The organism is Micromonospora sp. CNZ303 (assembly GCF_004345505.1).
Genome location: NZ_SLVT01000003.1, coordinates 279325 through 300223 on the forward strand (window position 1 = coordinate 279325; position 20899 = coordinate 300223).

Below are 20899 nucleotides of genomic sequence, written 5' to 3' on the forward strand. Positions count from 1 at the left end.
GACGGAGGGTCATTGCCCCGCTCCGGCGCATACGCGATGTTTGCGCGTTCAATCCGTTAAGTCTTACTTAACTGCTTGCTTGTGCACCACAACATAAAGTAACTTCACCCGGAGCGTCGGCCCGGGGTGGAGGAGATCGGATTGACCGTCGAGCAGCGGAGCTTCGAGCCCGGCACCGACGTGCTCATCCGCAAGGTCGACGGTCACCTCGCTGCCGTCCGCACCGGGCTGTCCGGCCCGGAGCTGGAGCTGGCCGAGCGGCTCGCCGCCGCGCTGCGGGAGCTGGTCGTCTCCACCGCGCAGGCCAGCGCGGCCGACCGGGGCCAGGTCCGCGCCGCGGTGCACTACTTCGTGCTGCGCCGGGAGAGCCGGGGCCGGTTGCTGCCGGTGCGCTCCCTCGCCGCCGCCCAGCGGGTGGTCAACAAGGTCGTGGTCCAGCTCGGCCGCCCCGACCTGCTGGTGGAGCCCCGTCGCGAGCGCCCCGTCCGGGAGCCCGTCGCCCCCACCGCCGACGTCGCCGTCGGCTGACGGCTGGCCGACCGTCTCGGCCGGTTACCCGCACGCGGGCGACAACGGGACGAATTCGCGCAAAACCGCCCGCCGGGCGACGATCTGGCGTGTGATCGCACCTAGGTGCCGTCCCACCTCCGGCGCGCGCCGCAGCCACCTCGACCGGGAGCGCGGGTGCTCGTACTGCTGATCCTCCACTTCGTGGCGGCCCTCGTCGCGCCGCTGCTCGTCCGGTGGTGGGGTCCCCGCGCCTGCTACCCGCTGGCGTTGGCGCCGGCGGCGGCGTTCGGCTGGGCGCTGGTCCGCACGCCCGCCGTCCACGACGGCGGCGCGGTGGTCGAGACGTACCCGTGGATCGGCCAGCTCGGCGTCGACCTGGCGCTGCGGCTGACCACCCTGTCCTGGCTGATGACCCTGCTCGTCGGTGGCGTCGGCGCGCTGGTCCTGGTCTACAGCGCCCACTACTTCGGTCGGGAGTCCGCCGGCGTGGCCCGGTTCGCGGCCGTGCTGGTGGCCTTCGCGGGGGCGATGCTCGGCCTGGTCCTCGCCGACGACCTGCTGCTGCTCTACGTCTGCTGGGAACTCACCACGATCTTCTCGTACCTGCTGATCGGGCACAGCACCGAGCGGCGCTCCAGCCGGTGGGCGGCGGCGCAGGCGCTGACCGTGACCACGTTCGGCGGGTTGGCGATGCTGGTGGGGTTCATCATGCTCGGCGGGCACGCCGGCACCTACCGCTGGTCGGAGATCGTCGCCGCCCCGCTGCCGGGCGGGGCGTACCTCGTCGCTGCGGTCGCGCTGATCCTCGTCGGGGCACTGTCCAAGTCGGCGTTGCTGCCGTTCAGCTCGTGGCTGCCGGTGGCGATGGCGGCGCCGACGCCGGTGAGCGCGTACCTGCATGCCGCCGCGATGGTGAAGGCCGGCGTCTACCTGATCGCGCTGCTCGCCCCGGTGCTGGCGAGCGCCGGCCCGTGGCGGCCGGTGGTCGTGGTCGCCGGCCTGGCCACCATGCTGACCGGGGGCTGGGCGGCGCTGCGGCAGACCGACCTGAAGCTGCTGCTGGCGTACGGCACCGTCAGCCAGCTCGGCCTGATCGCGGTGGCCGTCGGGGCGGGCACCCCCGACACGGCGCTCGCCGGGGTGGCGATGCTGCTGGCGCACGCCCTGTTCAAGGCGCCGCTCTTCCTCGTCGTCGGCATCATCGACCACGGCGCCGGCACCCGCGACCTGCGGGAGCTGTCCGGGCTGGGGCGCCGCGCGCCGCTGCTCGTCACCGTGACGGTGCTCGCCGCTGCCTCGATGGCCGGGCTGCCACCGCTGGTCGGCTTCGTCGCCAAGGAGGCCGTGCTGGCCGCCTTCACCGACCGGCCCGCCGTCGTCGCCGTGCTCGTGGTGGGCACCGCGCTCACCGTCGCCTACAGCGCCCGCTTCGTCTGGGGCGCGTTCGCCACCCGGCCGGGCGTGGCACCGGCCGTGCTCGGGCGGATCCCCGCGTCGATGCTCGCCCCGCCGGCCCTGCTGGCCGCCGCCGGGCTGGCCGCCGGCCCGGCCGCCGGGATCCTCGACGGCCTGCTCCGCCCGTACGCCGAGTCGTTCGGCGTCGTCGGCAAGGACCTGGCGCTCTGGCACGGCCTCAGCCCCGCGCTCGGCCTCTCCGCGCTGGCCGTGGCCGGCGGCGCGGCGCTGTTCGCGCTGCGCGGCCCGCTCGCGCCGGTGCTGGCCCGGCTGCACGTCCCGGTCGGCGGCAACCAGGGGTACGAGTGGCTCATCCGCCGCTTCGACCGGCTGGCCATGAGGGTCACCGGCGCGACCCAGCGGGGCTCGCTGCCGCAGTACCTCGGCGTCATCCTGGTCGTGCTCGCCGTGGTGCCCGGCGGGGCGATGCTGGCCACCCGTCCGTGGCGGGAACGGATCGTCCTCTGGGACAGCCCGTTGCAGGTCGTGGTGGTGGCGGTGGTGACCGTCGCGGCGGTCCTGGCGGTGGGCGCCCGCCGGCGGCTGACGGCGATGCTGCTGGTGGGCATGACGGGCTACGGCACGGCGATGCTCTTCGTGGTCTACGGCGCGCCGGACCTGGCACTGACCCAGTTCCTCGTCGAGACCGCCACCATCGCGGTGTTCGTGCTGGTGCTGCGCCGGTTGCCGGAGCGGTTCTCGGCCCGACCGAGACGCCTGAAGTGGGCGCGTCGGACGATCGGGCTGGTGGTCGGCGTGGTGGTCGGCGGGCTGGCCCTGACCGCCGCCTCGGCCAGGCGGGCGCCCACCATCTCCGCCGAGTTCCCGGACCTGGCCGTCACCCACGGCTACGGCCGCAACGTGGTCAACGTGACCCTGGTCGACATCCGGGCCTGGGACACGATGGGCGAGCTGTCGGTGCTGGTGGTGGCCGCCACCGGCGTGGCCAGCCTGATCTTCCAGCAGTCCCGGACCGGGCCCCGCCCGCGCCGCCCGGAGCCGCCGAACCGGGTCCAGCGGCCGGGGCACCGGGTCTGGCTGCGCGGCGGGGCGACGCTGCACGAGCGGCAGCGTTCGATCGTGCTCGAGGTGGTGACCCGCCTGGTCTTCCACACGGTGGTGGTCTTCTCCCTGTTCCTGCTCTTCGCCGGCCACAACGCGCCGGGCGGCGGCTTCGCCGGCGGCCTGGTGGCGAGCCTGGCGCTGGCCGTGCGCTACCTGGCCGGCGGCCGCTACGAGTTGGCCGAGGCCGCCCCGGTCGGCGCCGGCACGGTGCTCGGCGCCGGCCTCTTCGTCTCGATCGGCACCGGCGCCGTCGCCCTGCTCGCGGGCGGCACGGTGCTCGAGAGCGCCCGGATCAACCTGTGGCTGCCGGTGATCGGGGACTTCTACCTGGTCACGTCCCTCTTCTTCGACGTGGGCGTCTACCTGGTCGTGGTCGGGCTGGTGCTCGACATCCTGCGCAGCCTCGGCGCCGAGGTGGACCGGCACATCGAGGCGGCCGGCGAGTCCGGGGGCGGCCTGCGGGTCGACGGGCAGGGGGAGCGGGCGTGACGACGGCCGGCGCGGGGCCGACCCTGGTGCTGGTCGTCGCCGCCGGGGTGCTGGTCGGCTGCGGGGTCACCCTGCTGCTGGAACGCAGCCTGACCCGGATCCTGCTCGGCGTCATCCTGCTCGGCAACGGCGTGAACGTGCTCATCCTGCTCGGCGGGCGCTCGGGTGCCGCCCCGGTGGTCGGCACGGCGCCCGCCGGCACGTTGAGCGACGGGCTGCCGCAGGCCATGATCCTCACCGCCATCGTGATCACCTTCGGACTGACCGCGTTCCTGCTGGCGGTGAGCTACCGCAACTGGTACCTCACGGGCGACGACGAGGTCCCCGACGACATCGAGGACCGGCAGATCAGGCATGCGGTCGAGCGCAGCGAACTGGCCACCGCCGACCTCGGCGGCGAGGGCCCGGACGCCGACCCCGAGCAGGTCGACCCGGAGCCGCCGCGCCGGCTCCGCCGCGGGGACGGCCCCGGTTGACCGGGTACGCGGGACGGGGCACCCGATGAGCTGGCTCGTGCCGCTGCCCGTGGTGGTGCCGCTGCTGGGCGCGGCGCTGACCCTGCTGCTGGCCCGGTGGCCGGGGCCGCAACGGGTCGTCAGCGTGGCCTGCGTGACCGCCACGCTGGCGGTGGCGGCGGTGCTGCTGGTGCAGGCGTACCGGCACGGGCCGGTGGTGGTCCAGGTCGGCGGGTGGCCGGCGCCGGTGGGCATCGTGCTGGTCGCGGACCAGCTCGCGGCGCTGATGCTGGTGGTCTCCTCGGCGGTCACCCTGTGCGTGCTGCTCTACTCCGTCGGCCAGGGGCAGGGGGACTTCGGCGAGACCGTCCCGGTGACCATCTACCACCCCACCTACCTGGTGCTGACCGCCGGCGTGACCAACGCGTTCCTCGCCGGCGACCTGTTCAACCTCTTCGTCGGCTTCGAGATCCTGCTGGCCGCGAGCTTCGTGCTGATCACCCTCGGCGGCACCGAGACCCGGATCCGCACCGGCTCGACGTACGTGGTGGTCAGCATCCTGTCCTCGATGATCTTCCTCGCCTCGGTGGGCCTGGTGTACGCGGCCACCGGCACCCTGAACATGGCCCAGTTGGCGCACCGGCTGGACGGGCTGCCCGACGGCGTACGGCTGACCCTTGAGCTGATGCTGCTGCTCGCCTTCGGGGTCAAGGCGGCGGTCTTCCCGCTCTCGGCCTGGTTGCCGGACAGCTACCCGACGGCGCCGGCCCCCGTCACGGCGGTCTTCGCCGGCCTGCTCACCAAGGTCGGCGTGTACGCGATCATCCGCACCGAGACGCTGCTCTTTCCCGGCGGCCACGTCTCCGGGCTGCTGATGGTGGTGGCCGGGCTGACCATGGTGGTCGGCATCCTCGGCGCGGTCGCCCAGTCCGACATGAAGCGGCTCTTCTCCTTCACCCTGGTCAGCCACATCGGCTACATGATCTTCGGAGTGGGGCTGAGCACCGTCGCGGGGCTCTCCGGCGCGATCTTCTACGTGGTGCACCACATCACCATCCAGACCACGCTGTTCCTGGTCGCCGGCCTCGTCGAGGAGCGGGCCGGCAGCACCGACCTGCGCCGCATCGGCGGGCTGGCCCGGGCGGCCCCGCTGCTCGGCGTCCTCTTCTTCGTCCCCGCCATGAACCTCGCCGGGATTCCGCCCTTCTCCGGGTTCCTCGGCAAGCTCGGCCTGCTCCAGGCCGGCGTCGCGGCCGGCGAGCCGCTGCCCGGCGCGCTGGTCGCGGCGGGGACGGTGACGAGCCTGCTCACCCTCTACGTGGCCTCGCGGGTGTGGAACATCGCCTTCTGGCGCGCGCCCCGGCTGGCCACCACCGAGCCGGTCGTCCACCTGCCGGCGCTGATGGTCGGCGCGACGATCGCGCTGGTCGGGCTGGGGCTGGCGCTGACCGTCGTCGCCGGGCCGCTGTTCGACGTCACCGCCGACGCGGCGGTCGACCTGCGCGAGCGCACCCCGTACATCCGCTCCGTGCTGCCGGTCGGTGTCCCGTGACCCCCGCCTCGGGGGCGCCGCCGCGCGGGCGGGGGCGGCGGCGCGACCGGCTGATCGCCTTCGGCTGGCTGGTGCTGGTCTGGAGCCTGCTCTGGGGGGACTTCTCGTGGGGCAACCTCGCGGGCGGGACGCTGGTGGCCGGTGCCGTGCTGCTGTTCTTCCCGCTGCCGCCGGTGAGCTTCGGCGGCCGGCTGCGCCCCGGGCCGCTGTTCGTCTTCGCGGTGCGCTTCGTCAGCGAACTGGTCAGCGCCAGCGCGCACGTCGCCCGGGTCGCGGTGCAGCCCGGCTACCGGCCCCGGGGGGCGATCATCGCGGTCCGCCTGCGGGTGCGTACCGACCTGAACCTGGCGCTCACCGCCGAGGCGATCTCGCTGGTGCCGGGCACGCTGATCGTCGAGGTGGACCGGGACGTCGGAGTCCTCTACGTGCACGTGTTCGACACCCACGGCCCGCAGGACCTGCGCGGCAGCCGGCAACGGATCCTCGCCGTCGAGCGGCGGCTCGTCCGCGCGGTCGGCTCCGACGCCGAAGTGCGCCGGGTCAGCGCCGATCCCGTCGAGAGAGGACCCGAACCGTGACCACGTTCCTCGCCGTCACCCTCACCACCCTGTTGTCGGTGACCGCGCTGCTGGCCCTGATCCGGCTCTACCGGGGGCCGTCGCTGATCGACCGGGTGGTCGCGGCCGACATGCTGCTCGCCACCATGGTGGGCGCGGTCGGCGCGGAGGCCGCGGTGAACCGCCACGCCACCACCCTGCCGGTGCTGGTGGCGCTCTCCATGCTCGGCTTCGTCGGATCGGTGTCGCTGGTCCGCTTCGCCGTCCGCGAGGACGGGGAAGCCTGATGTGGGGCACGCTGGCCGACTGGCTGGGCGGCGGCTGCCTGGTGGCCGGCGCCCTGCTGAGCCTCGCCGCCGGGATCGGGGTGCTGCGCTTCCCGGGCACCCTGGACCGGATGCACGCCGCGACCAAGCCGCAGGTGCTCGGGGTGCTGCTCCTGCTGCTCGGTCTGGCGCTGCGCCTGCGTACTCCGGCCGACCTGGGCATGGTGGCGCTGATCGGGATATTCCAACTCGCCACCGCCCCCGTGGCGGCCCAGATGATCGGCCGGGCCGCGTACCGGGCCGGCCGGGTCGAGCCGGGCCTGCTCGACGCGGACGAGCTCGCGTCCGCCGACCGCCGTGCGGGTGGCGGGGGCGATCCGTCCTGACCCGCGGCCTGCGGCCGATCGCATCCGAGGATCACCCAGAGCTGACGCCGGGCAGCCCCCCGTCGGCCCCGCGCCGCGGACGTCGGGGGCCTTCGGCACACCTTCAGCGGATATCCAGCCGATCCCGATAAAATGGGCCGCATGATCGACTCTTCTGCCCAGGAGGGCAGCAGTAGCCAGCCGGGTCGTGCCCGGCGTATCCCGACCCCGACGAGCCCGGGAGCCCTGAGCGACCCGTGTTGATCGTCGTTGGTCTTCTACTCATCATCGTTCTCACCGTCGCCACGGGTTACTTCGTGGCCCAGGAGTTCGGCTACGTCGCCGTGGACCGGGGCCGGCTCAAGCAGCTGGCCGACGACGGCGACAAGGCCGCCGCCCGGGCGCTGGAGGTGACCGCGAGGCTGTCGTTCATGCTCTCCGGCGCGCAGCTCGGCATCACCGTCACCGCCCTGCTGGTCGGTTACGTCGCCGAGCCCTTCCTCGGTGCCGGGCTGGCCGAGCTGCTCGGGCTCGCCGGCGTCTCCACGGCCGTCACGCTGCCGCTCTCCGTGGCCCTGGCCCTGGTCATCGCCACCGTGGTGCAGATGGTCCTCGGCGAGCTGGCCCCGAAGAACCTCGCCATCGCCCGGCCCGAGCCCCTCGCGAAGGCCCTGAGCAGCTCCACCCTGATCTACCTCAAGGTCGCCGGCCCGCTGATCAAGCTCTTCGACCGGGCCGCGGTCCGGCTGCTGCGCCGCGTCGGCATCGAGCCGATCGAGGAGCTGCCCAGCGGCGCCACCCCGCAGGACCTGGAACAGATCATCGCCGAGTCCCGCCAGGAGGGGCACCTCACCGACGAGATGTCCACGCTGCTCGACCGGGGGCTCGACTTCCGGGGGCTGACCGCGGGCGAGGTCATGGTGCCCCGCGTCGACGTGCACACCGTACGCGCGCACGAGCCGCTCAGCCGGGTGGTCGAGCTGCTCGACACCGGCAAGTCGCGCTTCCCCGTACGCGGCACCGAGGGCGTCGACGACCTCGTCGGCGTCGTCGGCATCGCCGACGTGCTCGGCGTACCCCCGGAGCGGCGCGCGAGCACCCCGGTCAGCGCGGTCGCCGGCCCCCCGCTCCTGGTGCCGGAGACGCTGCCGCTGCCGACGGTGCTGGACCGGCTGCGCTCCGGCCACCGTCAGCTCGCCTGCGTGGTCGACGAGTACGGCGGCTTCGCCGGCGTGATCACGCTGGAGGACATCGCCGAGGAACTCGTCGGCCCGATCCGGGACGAGGACGACCCGCCGGAGCGCGCTCCGGCCCGCCAGGAGGACGGCTCCTGGGTGGTGCCGGCCCGCTGGCGCATCGACGAGGTGGCCGACAGCACCGGCATCTCGCTGCCCGAGGCACCGGAGTACGACACGCTCTCCGGCCTGGTCATGCGGGAGCTGGGACGGGTCCCCGAGGTCGGTGACCGGCTGGAGATCAGCCTGCCGGCCGACGGCGAGGACGGCGCGGAGGAGCCGCGCGCCCTGGTCGAGGTGCTGGCCGTCGACCGGCACGTGGCCGACTCGGTCCGCCTGCGGATCGCCGAGCCCGGGGAGGTGTCCGCATGAGCCCCGGCATCGCACTCTTCACGTCGGTGATCCTGCTGGCGTTGAACGGCTTCTTCGTGGCCGCGGAGTTCGCCCTGGTGGCCAGCAAGCGTTACCGGCTGGAGCACGCGGCCGCCGGAGGCGGCCGGGCGGCCCGGGCCGCGCTCGACGGCGTACGCGAGCTGTCCCTGATGCTCGCCGGCGCGCAGCTCGGCATCACGCTCTGCACCCTGGGGCTCGGCGCGCTCGCCGAGCCGGCGATCGAGCACCTGCTGAGCCCGCTGCTGCACGCGGTCGGGCTGCCGGACGCCGCGAGCCACGTGATCGCGCTGATCTTCGCGCTGAGTCTCGTCACCTTCCTGCACCTGGTGGTCGGGGAGATGGCGCCGAAGTCCTGGGCGATCACCCACCCGGAGCGCTCGGCGGTGCTGCTGGCGCTGCCGTTCCGCGCCTTCGCGCGGGTCGCCCGCCCGGTGCTGTCGGTGATGAACGCCCTGGCCAACGCGATGCTGCGGCTGGTCAAGGTCAACCCGCAGGACCAGCTCGCCCAGGTGCACGGCCCGGACGAGCTGCGCATGCTGCTGGAGCAGTCGCGCGAGCACGGGCTGCTGGGCGCGGAGCAGCACCAGATGCTGACCAGCATGCTGGAGTTGCAGGGCACCACGGTGGCCCAGGTGATGGAGCCGTTCGACCAGATGGTGACGGTGCGCCGGGACGAGGGCGCCGACCGGATCGAGCAGGTCAGCCGGGACAGCGGCCGGTCGCGGCTGGCCGTGCTGGACGCCAACGACGACGTCTGCGGCCTGGTCCACGTCCGGGAGGCGGTGCGGGCCACCACCACGGGGCGCGCGGTCACCGCCGGCGACCTGATGACCAACGCCCTGACCCTGCCGGCCTCGGCGTCGGTGACCGACGCCGTGGCGGAGATGCGCGCCCGGCAGTCCCAGCTCGCGCTGGTGCGCAACGGTGGCGGGCCGACCCGGCCGGTCGGGTTCGTCGCGCTGGAGGACCTGCTGGAGGAGGTCATCGGCGAGTTCGACGACGAGACCGACCCGGTGCCGCGCGGTCGACGCATGAGATGAAGCCGGATGGGTGGCCGCTCTTCGCGGAAGTCGGGGCGGCCACCCGCCGGGTCCGCGACGATGGGGGTGGCCCCACCCGCCAGGTCCGCGACGACAGGGGTGACCCCACGCGCGGGGTCGACGGCCGTGGGTGGCCGGGCCGGCCCAGTCGTGGACGGGGGAGTGCCGTGCGGTTGACGGGGGTGTCGCCGGAGTCCGGCTGGACCGGACTATCGGTGCGGACCGCCCTGGCCAACGCGAGCACCCGTCCCGGGCTGCGGCTGCCGGGGCGGGTCACCGTCGTCGCCGGCTCCACCGACGTACCCGTCCTGCACGTCCGGCTCGGCCTGGTCACCACGGCCGAGCCGGACGACCCGGAGGCGCCCCGTCGCCTGGTGCAGTTCCACCAGGCGACGGTGGCCGACGCGTTCGTGCTGCGGGCCGGGCGGGGCCGGTCGATCCCGTTCGAGTTCCCGCTGCCGTGGGAGACCCCGGTCACCGTGTTCGGCGGAGTGCCCCTGCTCAGCCTGCGGATGGGGCTGCGTACGGAGGTGGCGGTCGACCCGGGGCTCGACCAGGGCGCGATGGTGCCGGTCTTCGTGCATCCGCTGCCCACCCAGGCGCACGTCCTGGCGGCCCTCGACACGCTCGGCTTCAGCATGCGCCAGGCCGGCCTGGTCGACGGGCGGCTGCCGGGGGTGGCGCAGACCCTGCCGCTGCACCAGCGGCTGGGCTACTGGGTGGCGCCGCTCTACGCCGGGCCGATCACCGAGCTGGAGCTGATCTTCATCGCCGAGCCGGCCGGACTGGAGGTGATCCTCTGGCTGGACCGGCGGCTGGCCCTGGCCGGGATCACCCACCAGAGCATCAGCCGGTTCCGGGTCTGGCACGTCGGCGCCGACCAGCGGGACTGGATCGCGACCGTGGACGCCTGGCTGCGTACGGCGATCAACCGGCACGCCGCGGCCGCCGCGCACGCCGACTGGTCCGCGACCCTCTCCGGGTCGGCGCACGTCAGCCGCCCGCCGGACGAGCCGATCCACCCCGGCTTCGGGCTGGGCGGCACGGCCGGCGGAGCCGGCGTCGGGGGCTCCGGCGGCGGCGACGGCACCTGACCCGGAGCGGCGGGGGCGAGGCACCGCTCCGGTCGGGCCAGGCGGCGCCGGGACCGCCCCGGCAGGGCCAGGCGGTGCCGGCGGGCCCGCCGGTCAGGCGGTGGCGGTGGCCAGCTTGAGGCTGAAGCCGAGGAAGAGCGCGGCGACGCCCGTGGTGGCGCCGACGGCCAGGCGGTGGCGCCGACGGAACTGGGCCGCCAGGAACGTGCCCGTGAAGATCAGCGCGGTCAGGTAGAGCGCGCTGGTGACCTGGGCGATCAGCCCGAGCAGCAGGAACGACAGCGCCGGCCAGGCGTAGCCCGGGTCCACGAACTGGATGAAGAACGAGACGAAGAAGAGGATCGCCTTCGGGTTGAGCAGGCTGATCACCAGCGCCTTGCGGAAGGGGCTGCGCAGCGCCGCCGGCTCCGCGGCGTCGATGAGGCGCGGGGTGGCCGGGTCGTTGCGCGTCCGCCAGCGCCGCCACGCGCCGCGCAGCATGGTCAACCCCACATAGCCGAGGTACGCGGCGCCGGCGTACTTGATCACGAGGAAGAGCGGCGGGTACGCCTGGACCAGCGACGCCACGCCGGCGGCGGAGAGGACCATGAGTATCCCGTCGCCGACGAAGACCCCGCCGGCCGCCCGGTAGCCGGTCGCCACGCCCCGCTGCGCGGCGGTGGAGAGCACGAAGAGGGAGTTGGGACCGGGCAGCAGAACGATCGCCACGGTGCCCAGCACGTACGTCCAGATGTCGGTGATGCCCAGCACGCCCGCCATCATGGGGCCACGGGTGCCGTCCGGCGAAGCCTTTCCCGGAGCGTGACCTGTGCGTTCGGCCACTCGTCGACGATCATCGAATACTGCACCGTGTCCCGCCAGGAGCCGTCCGGCCGGAGCCGGTGCCGCCGCAGCACCCCCTCGCGGGACGCGCCGAGGCGCTCGATGGCCCGCTGCGAGCGCTCGTTGCGGACGTCGGTGTGCCAGACCACCCGCTCCGCGCCCAGCTCCTCGAAGGCGCGGGTGAGCAGCAGCAGCTTCGCCTCGGTGTTGATCGCGGTGCGCCACCAGGGCCGGCCCAGGTAGGTGTAGCCGATCGCCACGGCCCGGCGCTCCGGGTCCACCTCGTAGAAGGAGGTGGTGCCGACCACCGCCCCGGTCACCGCGCAGCGCTGCGCCCAGGGCACCCGCTCGCCCCGCCGGTGGGCGGCCAGCGCGGTGGCGATCCCGTCGGCGGTGCCGGCGGCGTCGGCCGGCTGCGGGCTGCCCAGGTGCCGCCAGACCTCCGGGTCGGCGGTCGCGGCGTGCAGCTCGTCGGCGTGCGCGAGGTCGAGCGGTTCCAGCAGCACGTGCTCCCCGCGCAGCACCGCCGGGTCGAGCCACGGCGAGGTCCGTTCCCGCAGGTACGCCGGCACCGGCACGGTCATCCCGGCGTCGGGCTCGGGCAGCCCGGCGGTCAGCCGCAGCGGCACCACGCCGGCCCAGTGCGGCAGGGCGAGGTCGGTCTCCTCGTCGCGTACGCCGCCGGTGCGGGCGCGCACCGACACCTCGCGCAACGGCAGGGCCAACACGGCCGTCTCGGCCAGCTCCCGGCGCGACGGCGGGCGGCTGTCGGCGCTGCGTCCCGCGGCGGCCTTCTCCACCAGGGCGGTCAGCATCCGCAGCTTCTCCCGCTGGTCGGTGACCAGGCGGGCGGTGCCGTGGGCGACCACCGAGCGGTAGTTGGCGCTGTGGTGGAACTGCGAGCGGCCGTAGACGAGGCCGTCGAGCAGGGTGACGGCGACGCAGACCGGCAGCCCGTCGCCCCGGGCGGCGAGCAGCGGCCGGCTGCCGGTGGAGCCGTGCAGGTAGAGGGTGTCGCCGACGCGGACGTGCAGGGTGGGCAGCACCCGGGGCTCGCCGTCGACGGTGAACCCGAGCGCGCAGTCGTACGCCTCGTCGAGGATCGCGTGCGCGGCGGCCTCGTCGTAGCTCATCCGCTCCCGGGAGCGGCTGGCGGTGGTCCGGTCGGTGGGTGCGTACATGGCTCGACCTTTGTTCTAGTACAATCTCTGATTTGTGTCAGCACGCTATCAGGTCGTCGGTACGACGGCCGCCGAGATTTCGGCCAGCATCGAATCGGGCATCCGCTCCGCCGCCCTCGCCCCGGGCGACGCGCTGCCCCCGGTGCGGGAGCTCGCCGCCCGGCTCGCGGTGAGCCCGGCCACCGCGGCCCGTGCCTACCAGGAGCTGCGCCAGCGCGGGCTGGTGGTCACCGCCGGCCGGCACGGCACCCGGGTCCGGCCCCGGCCGCCGGTGGCGTCCCGCCGCTCCGCGCTGCGCCCGCCGACCGCCCCCGGCCTGCGCGACCTCTCCCGGGGCGAGCCGGACGTGCGGCTGCTGCCGCCCCTCGGGGCGCACCTCGCCGGCCTCGCCGCCGCCGCGGGCGAGCCGGTCGGCTACCCCGCGGCCGGGGTGCTGCCCGAACTGGCCGAGGCGGCCCGCGAGCGGCTGGCCGCCGACGGCGTACCGGCGACGGAGCTGACCGTCACCGGCGGCGCGCTGGACGGCATCGAGCGCCTGCTCGGCGCGCACCTGCGCCCCGGCGACGCGGTCGCCCTGGAGGACCCGGGCTGGGCCAACCTGCTCGACCTGGTCGCCGCGCTCGGGCTGCGGCCGATCGGCGTGCCGGTCGACGACGACGGTCCGCTGGTCGCCGGGGTCGCCGCCGCGCTCGCCGCCGGCGCGCGGGCGCTGATCGTGACGAGCCGGGCCCAGAACCCCACCGGCGCGGCGGTCTCCGCCGAGCGGGCCGGGGAACTGCGCGCCCTGCTCGCCGGCCGGTCCGACCTGCTGCTGATCGAGGACGACCACGCCGCCGAGCTGGCCCGCGTACCGCTGCACCCGCTCGCCGGGGCGACCCCGGCGTGGGCCTTCGTCCGCTCGGTGAGCAAGCCGTTCGGCCCCGACCTGCGGCTGGCCGTGCTGGTCGGCGACGAGACCACGGTGGCCCGGGTGGCCGGCCGGGCCCGGGTCGGCGCCGGCTGGGTCTCCACCGTGCTGCAACGGCTCGTCCTGGCGCTCTGGCGGGATCCCGCCGTGGCCGGGCTGGTGGACCGGGCCGCCGGCAGCTACGAGCGGCGACGCACGGCGCTGATCGACGCGCTCGCCGGCCACGGCCTGGTCGCCCACGGCCGCAGCGGCATCAACGTCTGGCTGCCGGTCGACGACGAGACCAGCGTGCTGACCGCGCTGCGCGACGCCGGCTGGGCGGTCGCGCCCGGCGCGCTGCACCGGATCGCCGGCCCGCCGGCGCTGCGGATCACCGTCAGCTCGCTGGACGAGGCGGAGATCCCGGACCTGGCCGAGGCGGTGGCCCGGGCGGTCCGGCCCGCCCCCGCCCCGGGCTTCACGGCGTGAGCCGGGAGCCTGCCGCGACCCCGACGGCCCGGGGCGGGCGACGCCGCGTCGGCACTCCGCCCACACCGTCCACTTTGTGCACACCGGCGTGTCCCTCCCGGCGGGTCCCCGCGCGTGTTCCCTCCCGCACCGGGTAGAACAGTCGCCATGGCCGAGCAGACCGGGACCGCGCCGGGCGCGCAGAAGTTCATCCCGCCGCGCGCCGACACCCTCGACGACCTGCGCGCCGCCGCCGCCGGCTGCCGGGGCTGCGAGCTTTACCGGGACGCGTCGCAGACGGTCTTCGGTCGCGGCGACGCCAGTGCCCGGGTGGTCTTCGTCGGCGAGCAGCCCGGCGACCTGGAGGACCAGAAGGGCCTGCCGTTCGTCGGCCCCGCCGGCCGGCTGCTGCGCAGGGCGGTCGACGACGCCCGGCTCGACCCCGGCCACATCTACCTCACCAACGCCGTGAAGCACTTCCGCTTCGAGCTGCGCGGCAAGCGACGCATCCACCAGACCCCGGACCGGGTGCACGTCACCGCCTGCCGGCCCTGGCTGGTGGCCGAGTTCGCCCAGCTCCGCCCGGAGATCGTGGTGGTGCTCGGCGCCACCGCCGCCAAGGCCCTGCTCGGCCCCACGTTCCGGGTCACCCGCCAGCGCGGCGAGCTGCTGCCCTGGCCGGAGTCGGCCCAGCACCCGGAGGACTTCCGGCGGGTGCCGGTGGACTCCGCGGGCGGCGTCGCCGACGCGCCGCCGGCCCGGCTGCTGGCCACCATCCACCCGTCCGCCGTGCTGCGCGCCGACGACCAGGACAAGGCGTACGAGGGGCTGGTCGCCGACCTCACCGTGGCGGCCCGCGCCCTCGGCGGCTGACCGGCCGGTGCCCGCCGTCGACGGTCAGTAGGGCGTCGTGATCTTGCCGTAGACGTCCTTGGCGACGATCCGCCCGTCGCGCACCCGGTAGACGTCCAGCCCGCGCGGCACCGTACCGGCCTCGGCCGGCGCCCACGCCCGCTCGCCGTCCGCCCCTACCGAGAGACTCGTCGATCTTGGACAGTTGCCGTTCGCCGCGAACGGCAACTGTCCAAGATTCGCCTGTGCCACCGACCGGCGGACGGGTGGGCGGTGCCACACTTGCCGCCATGGAGCAGCATCTCTACGAGCGCGACCACGAGGAGTTCCGCGAGCTGTGCCGCGAGTTCCTGACCCGCGAGGCGGTGCCCCACCACGAGCGCTGGGAGGCCGACGGCATCGTCGACCGCGAGGTGTGGCGCCGGGCCGGGGCGGCCGGCCTGCTGGGCATGGACGTCGACGCGGAGTACGGCGGCGGCGGGCAGCGGGACTTCCGGTTCAACGCCGTGCTGGACGAGGAGATCGTCGCCAGCGGCTGCACGGGGCTCGGCTTCGGCCTGCACAACGACGTGGTGGCGCCGTACCTGACCGAGCTGACCACCGACGAGCAGCGCAAGCGCTGGCTGCCCGGGTTCTGCTCCGGCGACCTGGTCACCGCGATCGCGATGAGCGAGCCCGGCGCCGGCTCCGACCTGGCCGGGATCCGCACGAGCGCGGTCCGCGACGGCGACGGCTGGGTGCTCAACGGCCAGAAGACCTTCATCACCAACGGGGAGATGGCCGACCTGGTGGTCGTGGTCGTGCGTACCGCGCCGGAGCAGGGCGCGCACGGCGTGAGCCTGATCGCGGTGGAGAGCGGCACCCCCGGCTTCTCCCGGGGCCGGCGGCTGGCCAAGGTCGGGCTTAAGGCCAACGACACCGCCGAGCTGTTCTTCGACGACTGCCGGGTGCCGGCGGAGAACCTGATCGGCACCGAGAACCACGGCTTCTACCACCTGATGGCCAACCTGCCCCGGGAGCGGCTCAGCATCGCGGTCGTCGCGGTGGCCGCCGCCGAGCGGCTGCTCGCCGTCACCCTCGACTACGCCCGCTCCCGGCAGGCGTTCGGCCGGCCGATCGGCGCCTTCCAGCACAACCGCTTCCTGCTGGCCGAGCTGGACACCGAGGTCACCATCGCCCGTACCTTCGTCAACCACTGCGTCGCGGAGTACGGCGCCGGGCGGCTCTCGGTCACCGACGCGGCGAAGGCGAAGTGGTGGACCACCGAGCTGCAGAACAGGGTCGCCGACCGCTGCGTGCAGCTGCACGGCGGCTACGGCTACATGCTGGAGTACCCGGTGGCGAAGGCGTGGCTGGACGGGCGGGTGCAGACGATCTACGGCGGCACCACCGAGATCATGAAGGAGATCATCGGCCGGGGCCTGGGGTTGTAACGCCGACGGGCTGCCGGGTGGCGGGGCGGGTGCGCAAGGATGAGATGGCACCTCGCCCCTTACCTCGAAGGAGCCGCCATGGCCACCGACCTCGTCGCGCCGCTCGTCGCCGCCGACGTCGCGCCCATCCAGCGGCGTACCCTGCGGCTGCTCTTCGTCACCCAGATCGTCGGCGGGATCGGGGTGACCATCGGCGTCGCCGTCGGGGCGCTGCTCGCCTCCGACGTCGCCGGCACCGCCGTCGCGGGCCTGGTCAGCAGCGCCGCCGTGGTGGGCGGGGCGTTGCTCGCCGTGCCGGTCACCCGGATCATGACCGCGCGTGGCCGGCGGCCCGGCCTGGTCGTCGCGTACCTCACCGGCGCGGCCGGCGGCGCCCTGGTGGTCCTCGCCGCGGTGACCCGCTGGGTCCCGCTGCTCTTCCTCGGCATGCTCCTGTTCGGCGGCGGCAGCGCGGCCAACCTCCAGGCCCGCTACACGGCGGTGGACCTGGCCGAGCCGGCGCGCCGGGGCCGCCAGCTCTCGTTGATCGTCTGGGCCACCACCATCGGCGCGGTCGCCGCGCCGAACTTCGCCTCGCTCGCCGACCGCACCACCAGCGGCTGGGGGCTGCCGCCGCTGGCCGGTCCGTTCGCGTTCAGCGCCGTCGCGCTCGCGCTGGCCGCCGGGGTGATCCTGGCGCTGCTGCGGCCGGACCCGCTGCTCACGGCGCGCCGGCTGGCGGCGGCCGGCACCCCGGCGCCCCCCGTCGTCGCGCCGGCGCCGACCGCCCGGCGCGGTGCGGGCATGCGGGCCGCCTGGGAGGTGGTACGCGCGCGGCCGGCCGCCCGGCTCGGCATCGTCGCGGTGGCGGTCGGCCACCTGGTCATGGTCGCGGTGATGGTGATGACCCCCGTGCGCCTGCACGAGTGGCACGACGACGCCGACGTGCTGCGGGTGGTCGGCCTCGTGCTGAGCCTGCACATCGCCGGCATGTACGCGCTCGCCCCGGTGGCGGGCTGGCTCACCGACCGGGTCGGCCGCCGGGCGGTGATCCTCGGCGGCGTCGGGCTGCTGCTCACGGCGTGCGCGGTCGCCGGCACGGCCGGGCACCACACGGCCTGGCTCTCGGTCGGGTTGTTCCTGCTCGGCCTGGGCTGGTCGGGGACCATGGTCGCGGGCTCGACGCTGCTGTCGGAGTCCGTGCCGGTGGGGATCCGGCCGAGCGTGCAGGGGCTCTCCGACCTGACCATGGGCCTGGCCGGCGCCGCCGCCGGGGCGGTCAGCGGGTTTGTCGTGGAGGCGGCCGGTTACCCGGTGCTCACCGGGCTCGCGGCGGTCGCGGTGGTGCCCCTGGTGACGCTAGCGTTGCGGCCGGTGCCGGTGGGGGCACCGGACGAGGAGGACTGATCACGTGCGGCTGACCGACTTCTGGTCCCGGCTGGAGGAGGCCTTCGGGCCCGGCTACGCGGGCAGCATCGCCCGCGACCAGGTGCTCTCGCAGCTCGGTGGGCGGACCATCGAGCAGGCCCTGGCGTCGGGTGAGCAGACCCACGTGGTGTGGCGGGCGGTCTGCGCCGCCTATCCCGACCGGGTGCCCGCGCGACTACGCTGAGCAGCCGTTTCGCGGCTTCCGCGTGTCGCTTGCCGCCTCGTACACCTGTTCGGCTATTGTCCACAGCGGGGTGCTCGTCCACAGCTCACGGCCGGTCGGCTGGTTTTCTGTCGGACCCAGCGCCTAGCGTGTCCGCGTGACGCGAAGCTCAGGAAAGACGCCGGCGAAGGCAGGGGTGGCAAACATGGCCGCAGGGCCCGACCGGGAGAAGGCACTCGACCTTGCTCTCGCTCAGATCGACAAGCAGTTCGGCAAGGGTTCGGTGATGCGGCTGGGAGAGCGGCCGGTCGTCCAGACGTCGGTGATTCCGACGGGTTCGATCGCGCTCGACGTGGCGCTCGGCGTGGGCGGTCTGCCCCGGGGCCGGGTCGTCGAGATCTACGGTCCGGAGTCCAGCGGTAAGACCACGGTGGCCCTGCACGCGGTGGCCAACGCCCAGCGGGCCGGCGGCATCGCCGCCTTCGTCGACGCCGAGCACGCGCTCGACCCGGAATACGCCAAGGCCCTCGGCGTCGACACCGACGCCCTGCTGGTCTCCCAGCCGGACACCGGCGAGCAGGCGCTGGAGATCACGGACATGCTGGTCCGCTCCGGCGCGATCGACATCATCGTCATCGACTCGGTGGCCGCGCTGGTGCCGCGCGCCGAGATCGAGGGCGAGATGGGCGACAGCCACGTGGGTCTCCAGGCCCGGCTGATGAGCCAGGCGCTGCGGAAGATCACCGGTGTGCTCAACAACACCGGCACCACGGCGATCTTCATCAACCAGCTCCGCGAGAAGATCGGCGTGATGTTCGGCAGCCCCGAGACCACCACGGGTGGTCGGGCGCTGAAGTTCTACGCCTCGGTCCGGCTCGACGTGCGCCGCATCGAGAGCCTCAAGGACGGCACCGACGTGGTCGGCAACCGCACCCGGGTCAAGGTCGTGAAGAACAAGGTCGCCGCGCCGTTCAAGCAGGCCGAGTTCGACATCATGTACGGCAAGGGCATCTCCCGCGAGGGCTCGCTGATCGACGTCGGCGTGGAGCAGGCGATCATCCGCAAGTCCGGCGCCTGGTACACCTACGACGGCGACCAGCTCGGCCAGGGCAAGGAGAAGGCCCGCGAGTTCCTCCGGGAGAACCCGGACGTCGCCGCCGAGATCGAGAAGAAGATCCTGGAGAAGCTCGGCGTCGGGGTCGGCGCGGGTGACGCCGCCGGCGGCCCGGAGCTGCCGCCGGTCGACTTCTGACCGGTCCCTGACCCGTGGCAGGACGACGCGCCCGCACCGGGCGGGGCTGGGATGCCAGCCCCGCCCGCGCGGGCGACGACAGCGCGCCCCGGCCCCGCCGGGGTCGGCGCGGCCGTACCGACGACACCGACCCCGAGACGCCCCCGGCCCCGCCGCGCGACGAGGCCGAGCTGGCGCGGGAGATCTGCCTGCGCCAGCTGGCCGTCCGGCCCCGCACCCGGGCCGAGCTGGCCGGGGCGCTGGCGAAGCGGGGCGTCTCCGACGAGGTCTCGGCGCAGGTGCTCGACCGCTACGACGAGGTCGGCATCATCGACGACGCCGCGTTCGCCCGGGCCTGGGTGGCCAGCCGGCACTCCGGCCGGGGCCTGGCCCGCCGGGCACTGGCCAACGAGCTGCGCCAGCGCGGGGTGGACGGCGAGGTCGCGAGCGAGGCCCTCGGCGAGCTGGACGAGGAGACCGAGGCCGAGACCGCCCGCGCCCTGGTCGAGCGGAAGCTGCGTACCGCCCGGGGCGAGCCGGACGCGGTCTTCCGGCGGCTGGTGGCCATGCTGGCCCGCAAGGGCTACCCGCCGGGCGTGGCGATCCGGGCGGTGAAGGACGCCCTCGCGGCGCAGAGCGCCGAGGCGGCCGAGTTCGCCGAGCAGATCGACGCGGACGCGCTCGCCGACGCCGAGGGCGAGCTGGAGCGGGACGGCCGCTCCCCGGGGTGAGCGAGCACCGGCCGGAAGGGCCCGCTGCTGAAGGCACGTGGCGACGAGCCGCTGAGCCCGGCGGTGGGGCGCCGTGCTGGGAGCGCGCCGCGACGGAGCGCTGAGACCGGGCGGTGGGACCGCGTGCTGGAGGCGTGTGGCGGCAGGGCCGCGGGCCCGGCGGTGGGCGGAGGGAGACGTCGTGTTGAAGGCGTGCCTCAACGGGGCCCGAGGGCGTGCCGAGCATCCGGCGGTGCCGGTCACCCCGGCCGAGTTGGCGGCCGACGCGGCCCGCTGCGCGGGGCTCGGCGCAGGGGCGGTGCACGTGCATCCCCGGGACGCCGCCGGCCGCGAGTCGCTGCATCCACTGGTGGTCGCCGCCGCGCTGGACGCGATCCGGGCCGCCCGGCCGGGGCTGCCGGTGGGGGTGAGCACCGGGGCCTGGATCGAGGCGCAGCCGGCCGCCCGGGTGGCCGCGGTCCGGGCCTGGACCGTCCTGCCCGATTTCGCCTCGGTCAACGCTCACGAGCCGGGCGCGGAGGCGGTGGCGACGGCGCTGCACGAGCGGGGCGTCATGGTCGAGGCGGGGCTGTGGACGGTCGACGCGGTCGGGGCGTACGCGCGGTGGCGGGTGCCGGCCGGGCGGATCCTCATCGAGTGCATGGCCGAGGACCGGGCGGTGGCGCTTGCGGACGCCGCCGCGATGCTGGCCGCGCTGCCGTCCCCCGCAGCCGGGAGCCCGCCGGTCCTGCTGCATGCCGAGGGGCCGGCGACCTGGCCGGTGCTGGCCGAGGCGGTGCGCCGGGGCCTGCACAGCCGCGTCGGGCTGGAGGACACGCTGTCACTGCCCGACGGCTCGCCCGCGCCCGACAACGCCGCACTGGTGGCGGCGGCACTGGCGGCGGGCGCCCGCTGACCCACCGATCGGGGGAGTGGTGCACTCGTGGGCTCCGGCGAGCGTCGTGGCGCAGAGGGTTGCGTCACAGCCGATCGGCCGTGCACCGACGGGCACGCGTACGGCCGCCGGATGGCGCGTCGGCGGGTGCGTACGGGCCGCCGCGCTGAGCAGGGCCGACGCGCCGCGCGACCGGGTCCGCAGCCGTTTTGTCCGCCGGTGTCCGGGCGCGCATCAGCGGTGCGTGACGCGACAACTTCTCTCCGTTCGGGGGGTTTGATCATGAGTTCTTGACCGGAGCCCCCCGGGAGACCTAGCCTCGCCATACAGGCTCACATTGCCCGACCAAGCGCAGGCTAAGCGCACAACATAGAT

21 protein-coding genes are annotated in these 20899 nt (G+C 74.6%); 18 read left to right on the forward strand and 3 right to left on the reverse strand.

Going from position 1 to position 20899, the window contains the following annotated elements; all coding sequences use genetic code 11:
• The first annotated feature begins 141 nt into the window (after nucleotides 1–141).
• The 10 genes from EV374_RS07380 to EV374_RS07425 all read left to right on the forward strand — a co-directional run bounded on the left by EV374_RS07380 (nucleotide 142) and on the right by EV374_RS07425 (nucleotide 10476).
• A complete protein-coding gene (locus EV374_RS07380) occupies nucleotides 142–528 on the forward strand; it encodes a hypothetical protein (RefSeq protein ID WP_207913937.1) in 387 nt (128 codons plus the stop codon).
• Nucleotides 529–684: 156 nt separating this feature from the next.
• Nucleotides 685–3519, forward strand: coding sequence for a Na+/H+ antiporter subunit A (locus EV374_RS07385; RefSeq protein ID WP_132232896.1), 2835 nt, complete (start codon nucleotides 685–687; stop codon nucleotides 3517–3519).
• A complete protein-coding gene (locus EV374_RS07390) occupies nucleotides 3516–3995 on the forward strand; it encodes a Na(+)/H(+) antiporter subunit C (RefSeq protein ID WP_132232898.1) in 480 nt (159 codons plus the stop codon). Before EV374_RS07385 ends, EV374_RS07390 begins: the two co-directional genes overlap by 4 nt.
• Before the next feature lie 25 nt (nucleotides 3996–4020).
• Complete coding sequence (locus EV374_RS07395) at nucleotides 4021–5526, forward strand: Na+/H+ antiporter subunit D (protein WP_132232900.1); 1506 nt, start codon at nucleotides 4021–4023, stop codon at nucleotides 5524–5526.
• Nucleotides 5523–6104 carry a Na+/H+ antiporter subunit E gene (locus EV374_RS07400; RefSeq protein ID WP_132232902.1) on the forward strand — a complete coding sequence of 194 codons (582 nt, stop codon included), beginning with the start codon at nucleotides 5523–5525 and terminating at the stop codon, nucleotides 6102–6104. The genes EV374_RS07395 and EV374_RS07400 overlap by 4 nt, the downstream gene beginning before the upstream one ends.
• Nucleotides 6101–6370, forward strand: a complete 270-nt coding sequence (locus EV374_RS07405) for a monovalent cation/H+ antiporter complex subunit F (protein WP_132232904.1) — start codon at nucleotides 6101–6103, stop codon at nucleotides 6368–6370. Before EV374_RS07400 ends, EV374_RS07405 begins: the two co-directional genes overlap by 4 nt.
• Nucleotides 6370–6735 carry a monovalent cation/H(+) antiporter subunit G gene (gene mnhG, locus EV374_RS07410; protein ID WP_132232906.1) on the forward strand — a complete coding sequence of 122 codons (366 nt, stop codon included), beginning with the start codon at nucleotides 6370–6372 and terminating at the stop codon, nucleotides 6733–6735. The genes EV374_RS07405 and mnhG overlap by 1 nt, the downstream gene beginning before the upstream one ends.
• Nucleotides 6736–6971: 236 nt before the next feature.
• Nucleotides 6972–8321: a hemolysin family protein gene (locus EV374_RS07415; protein ID WP_132232908.1), complete on the forward strand. Its 1350-nt coding sequence runs from the start codon at nucleotides 6972–6974 to the stop codon at nucleotides 8319–8321.
• On the forward strand, nucleotides 8318–9382 hold the full coding sequence (locus tag EV374_RS07420) for a hemolysin family protein (protein WP_132232910.1): 1065 nt from the start codon (nucleotides 8318–8320) through the stop codon (nucleotides 9380–9382). Before EV374_RS07415 ends, EV374_RS07420 begins: the two co-directional genes overlap by 4 nt.
• A gap of 167 nt (nucleotides 9383–9549) precedes the next feature.
• The gene (locus EV374_RS07425; protein WP_132232912.1) at nucleotides 9550–10476 is read left to right on the forward strand and encodes a sporulation protein; all 927 of its coding nucleotides are present in this window, start codon (nucleotides 9550–9552) and stop codon (nucleotides 10474–10476) included.
• Nucleotides 10477–10569: 93 nt separating this feature from the next.
• On the opposite strand, the gene leuE is transcribed toward EV374_RS07425, so the two are convergent.
• Together leuE and EV374_RS07435 are read right to left on the reverse strand one after the other, a co-directional pair.
• Nucleotides 10570–11238, reverse strand: a complete 669-nt coding sequence (gene leuE / locus EV374_RS07430; protein WP_132232914.1) for a leucine efflux protein LeuE — start codon at nucleotides 11236–11238, stop codon at nucleotides 10570–10572.
• Complete coding sequence (locus tag EV374_RS07435; protein ID WP_132232916.1) at nucleotides 11235–12479, reverse strand: bifunctional pyridoxamine 5'-phosphate oxidase family protein/GNAT family N-acetyltransferase; 1245 nt, start codon at nucleotides 12477–12479, stop codon at nucleotides 11235–11237. Before EV374_RS07435 ends, leuE begins: the two co-directional genes overlap by 4 nt.
• Nucleotides 12480–12513: 34 nt before the next feature.
• Between EV374_RS07435 and EV374_RS07440 the strand changes: the two genes are divergently transcribed.
• Together EV374_RS07440 and EV374_RS07445 are read left to right on the forward strand one after the other, a co-directional pair.
• Nucleotides 12514–13854, forward strand: a complete 1341-nt coding sequence (locus EV374_RS07440; protein ID WP_132232918.1) for an aminotransferase class I/II-fold pyridoxal phosphate-dependent enzyme — start codon at nucleotides 12514–12516, stop codon at nucleotides 13852–13854.
• Between the two features lie 147 nt (nucleotides 13855–14001).
• Nucleotides 14002–14706 (forward strand): UdgX family uracil-DNA binding protein, encoded by a 705-nt coding sequence (locus tag EV374_RS07445; RefSeq protein ID WP_132232920.1) that lies wholly within the window; start codon nucleotides 14002–14004, stop codon nucleotides 14704–14706.
• 24 nt (nucleotides 14707–14730) lie between these two features.
• On the opposite strand, the gene EV374_RS07450 is transcribed toward EV374_RS07445, so the two are convergent.
• Complete coding sequence (locus EV374_RS07450; protein WP_486485626.1) at nucleotides 14731–14913, reverse strand: hypothetical protein; 183 nt, start codon at nucleotides 14911–14913, stop codon at nucleotides 14731–14733.
• 62 nt (nucleotides 14914–14975) lie between these two features.
• Between EV374_RS07450 and EV374_RS07455 the strand changes: the two genes are divergently transcribed.
• From EV374_RS07455 to EV374_RS07480, 6 genes are all read left to right on the forward strand, one after another.
• Nucleotides 14976–16118, forward strand: coding sequence for an acyl-CoA dehydrogenase family protein (locus tag EV374_RS07455; RefSeq protein WP_132232922.1), 1143 nt, complete (start codon nucleotides 14976–14978; stop codon nucleotides 16116–16118).
• Between the two features lie 78 nt (nucleotides 16119–16196).
• Nucleotides 16197–17504, forward strand: a complete 1308-nt coding sequence (locus tag EV374_RS07460; RefSeq protein WP_132232924.1) for an MFS transporter — start codon at nucleotides 16197–16199, stop codon at nucleotides 17502–17504.
• A 4-nt stretch (nucleotides 17505–17508) separates the two neighbouring features.
• Nucleotides 17509–17709, forward strand: a complete 201-nt coding sequence (locus EV374_RS07465) for a DUF3046 domain-containing protein (RefSeq protein ID WP_121395993.1) — start codon at nucleotides 17509–17511, stop codon at nucleotides 17707–17709.
• A gap of 184 nt (nucleotides 17710–17893) precedes the next feature.
• Nucleotides 17894–18940, forward strand: a complete 1047-nt coding sequence (recA, locus tag EV374_RS07470; protein WP_089001435.1) for a recombinase RecA — start codon at nucleotides 17894–17896, stop codon at nucleotides 18938–18940.
• 14 nt (nucleotides 18941–18954) lie between these two features.
• On the forward strand, nucleotides 18955–19650 hold the full coding sequence (locus EV374_RS07475) for a regulatory protein RecX (protein WP_132232926.1): 696 nt from the start codon (nucleotides 18955–18957) through the stop codon (nucleotides 19648–19650).
• A 181-nt stretch (nucleotides 19651–19831) separates the two neighbouring features.
• A complete protein-coding gene (locus tag EV374_RS07480) occupies nucleotides 19832–20545 on the forward strand; it encodes a 3-keto-5-aminohexanoate cleavage protein (RefSeq protein WP_132232928.1) in 714 nt (237 codons plus the stop codon).
• The last annotated feature ends 354 nt before the right edge of the window (nucleotides 20546–20899 follow it).

What these genes read in the sequence shown, in the direction of transcription:
- EV374_RS07395 (WP_132232900.1), top strand. Translation starts at nt 4,021, where the DNA reads ATGAGCTGGCTCGTGCCGCTGCCCGTGGTGGTGCCGCTGCTGGGCGCG.
- mnhG (WP_132232906.1), top strand. Translation starts at nt 6,370, where the DNA reads ATGTGGGGCACGCTGGCCGACTGGCTGGGCGGCGGCTGCCTGGTGGCC.
- EV374_RS07420 (WP_132232910.1), top strand. Translation starts at nt 8,318, where the DNA reads ATGAGCCCCGGCATCGCACTCTTCACGTCGGTGATCCTGCTGGCGTTG.
- leuE (WP_132232914.1), bottom strand. Translation starts at nt 11,238, where the DNA reads ATGATGGCGGGCGTGCTGGGCATCACCGACATCTGGACGTACGTGCTG.
- EV374_RS07435 (WP_132232916.1), bottom strand. Translation starts at nt 12,479, where the DNA reads ATGTACGCACCCACCGACCGGACCACCGCCAGCCGCTCCCGGGAGCGG.
- EV374_RS07445 (WP_132232920.1), top strand. Translation starts at nt 14,002, where the DNA reads ATGGCCGAGCAGACCGGGACCGCGCCGGGCGCGCAGAAGTTCATCCCG.
- EV374_RS07455 (WP_132232922.1), top strand. Translation starts at nt 14,976, where the DNA reads ATGGAGCAGCATCTCTACGAGCGCGACCACGAGGAGTTCCGCGAGCTG.
- EV374_RS07460 (WP_132232924.1), top strand. Translation starts at nt 16,197, where the DNA reads ATGGCCACCGACCTCGTCGCGCCGCTCGTCGCCGCCGACGTCGCGCCC.
- recA (WP_089001435.1), top strand. Translation starts at nt 17,894, where the DNA reads ATGGCCGCAGGGCCCGACCGGGAGAAGGCACTCGACCTTGCTCTCGCT.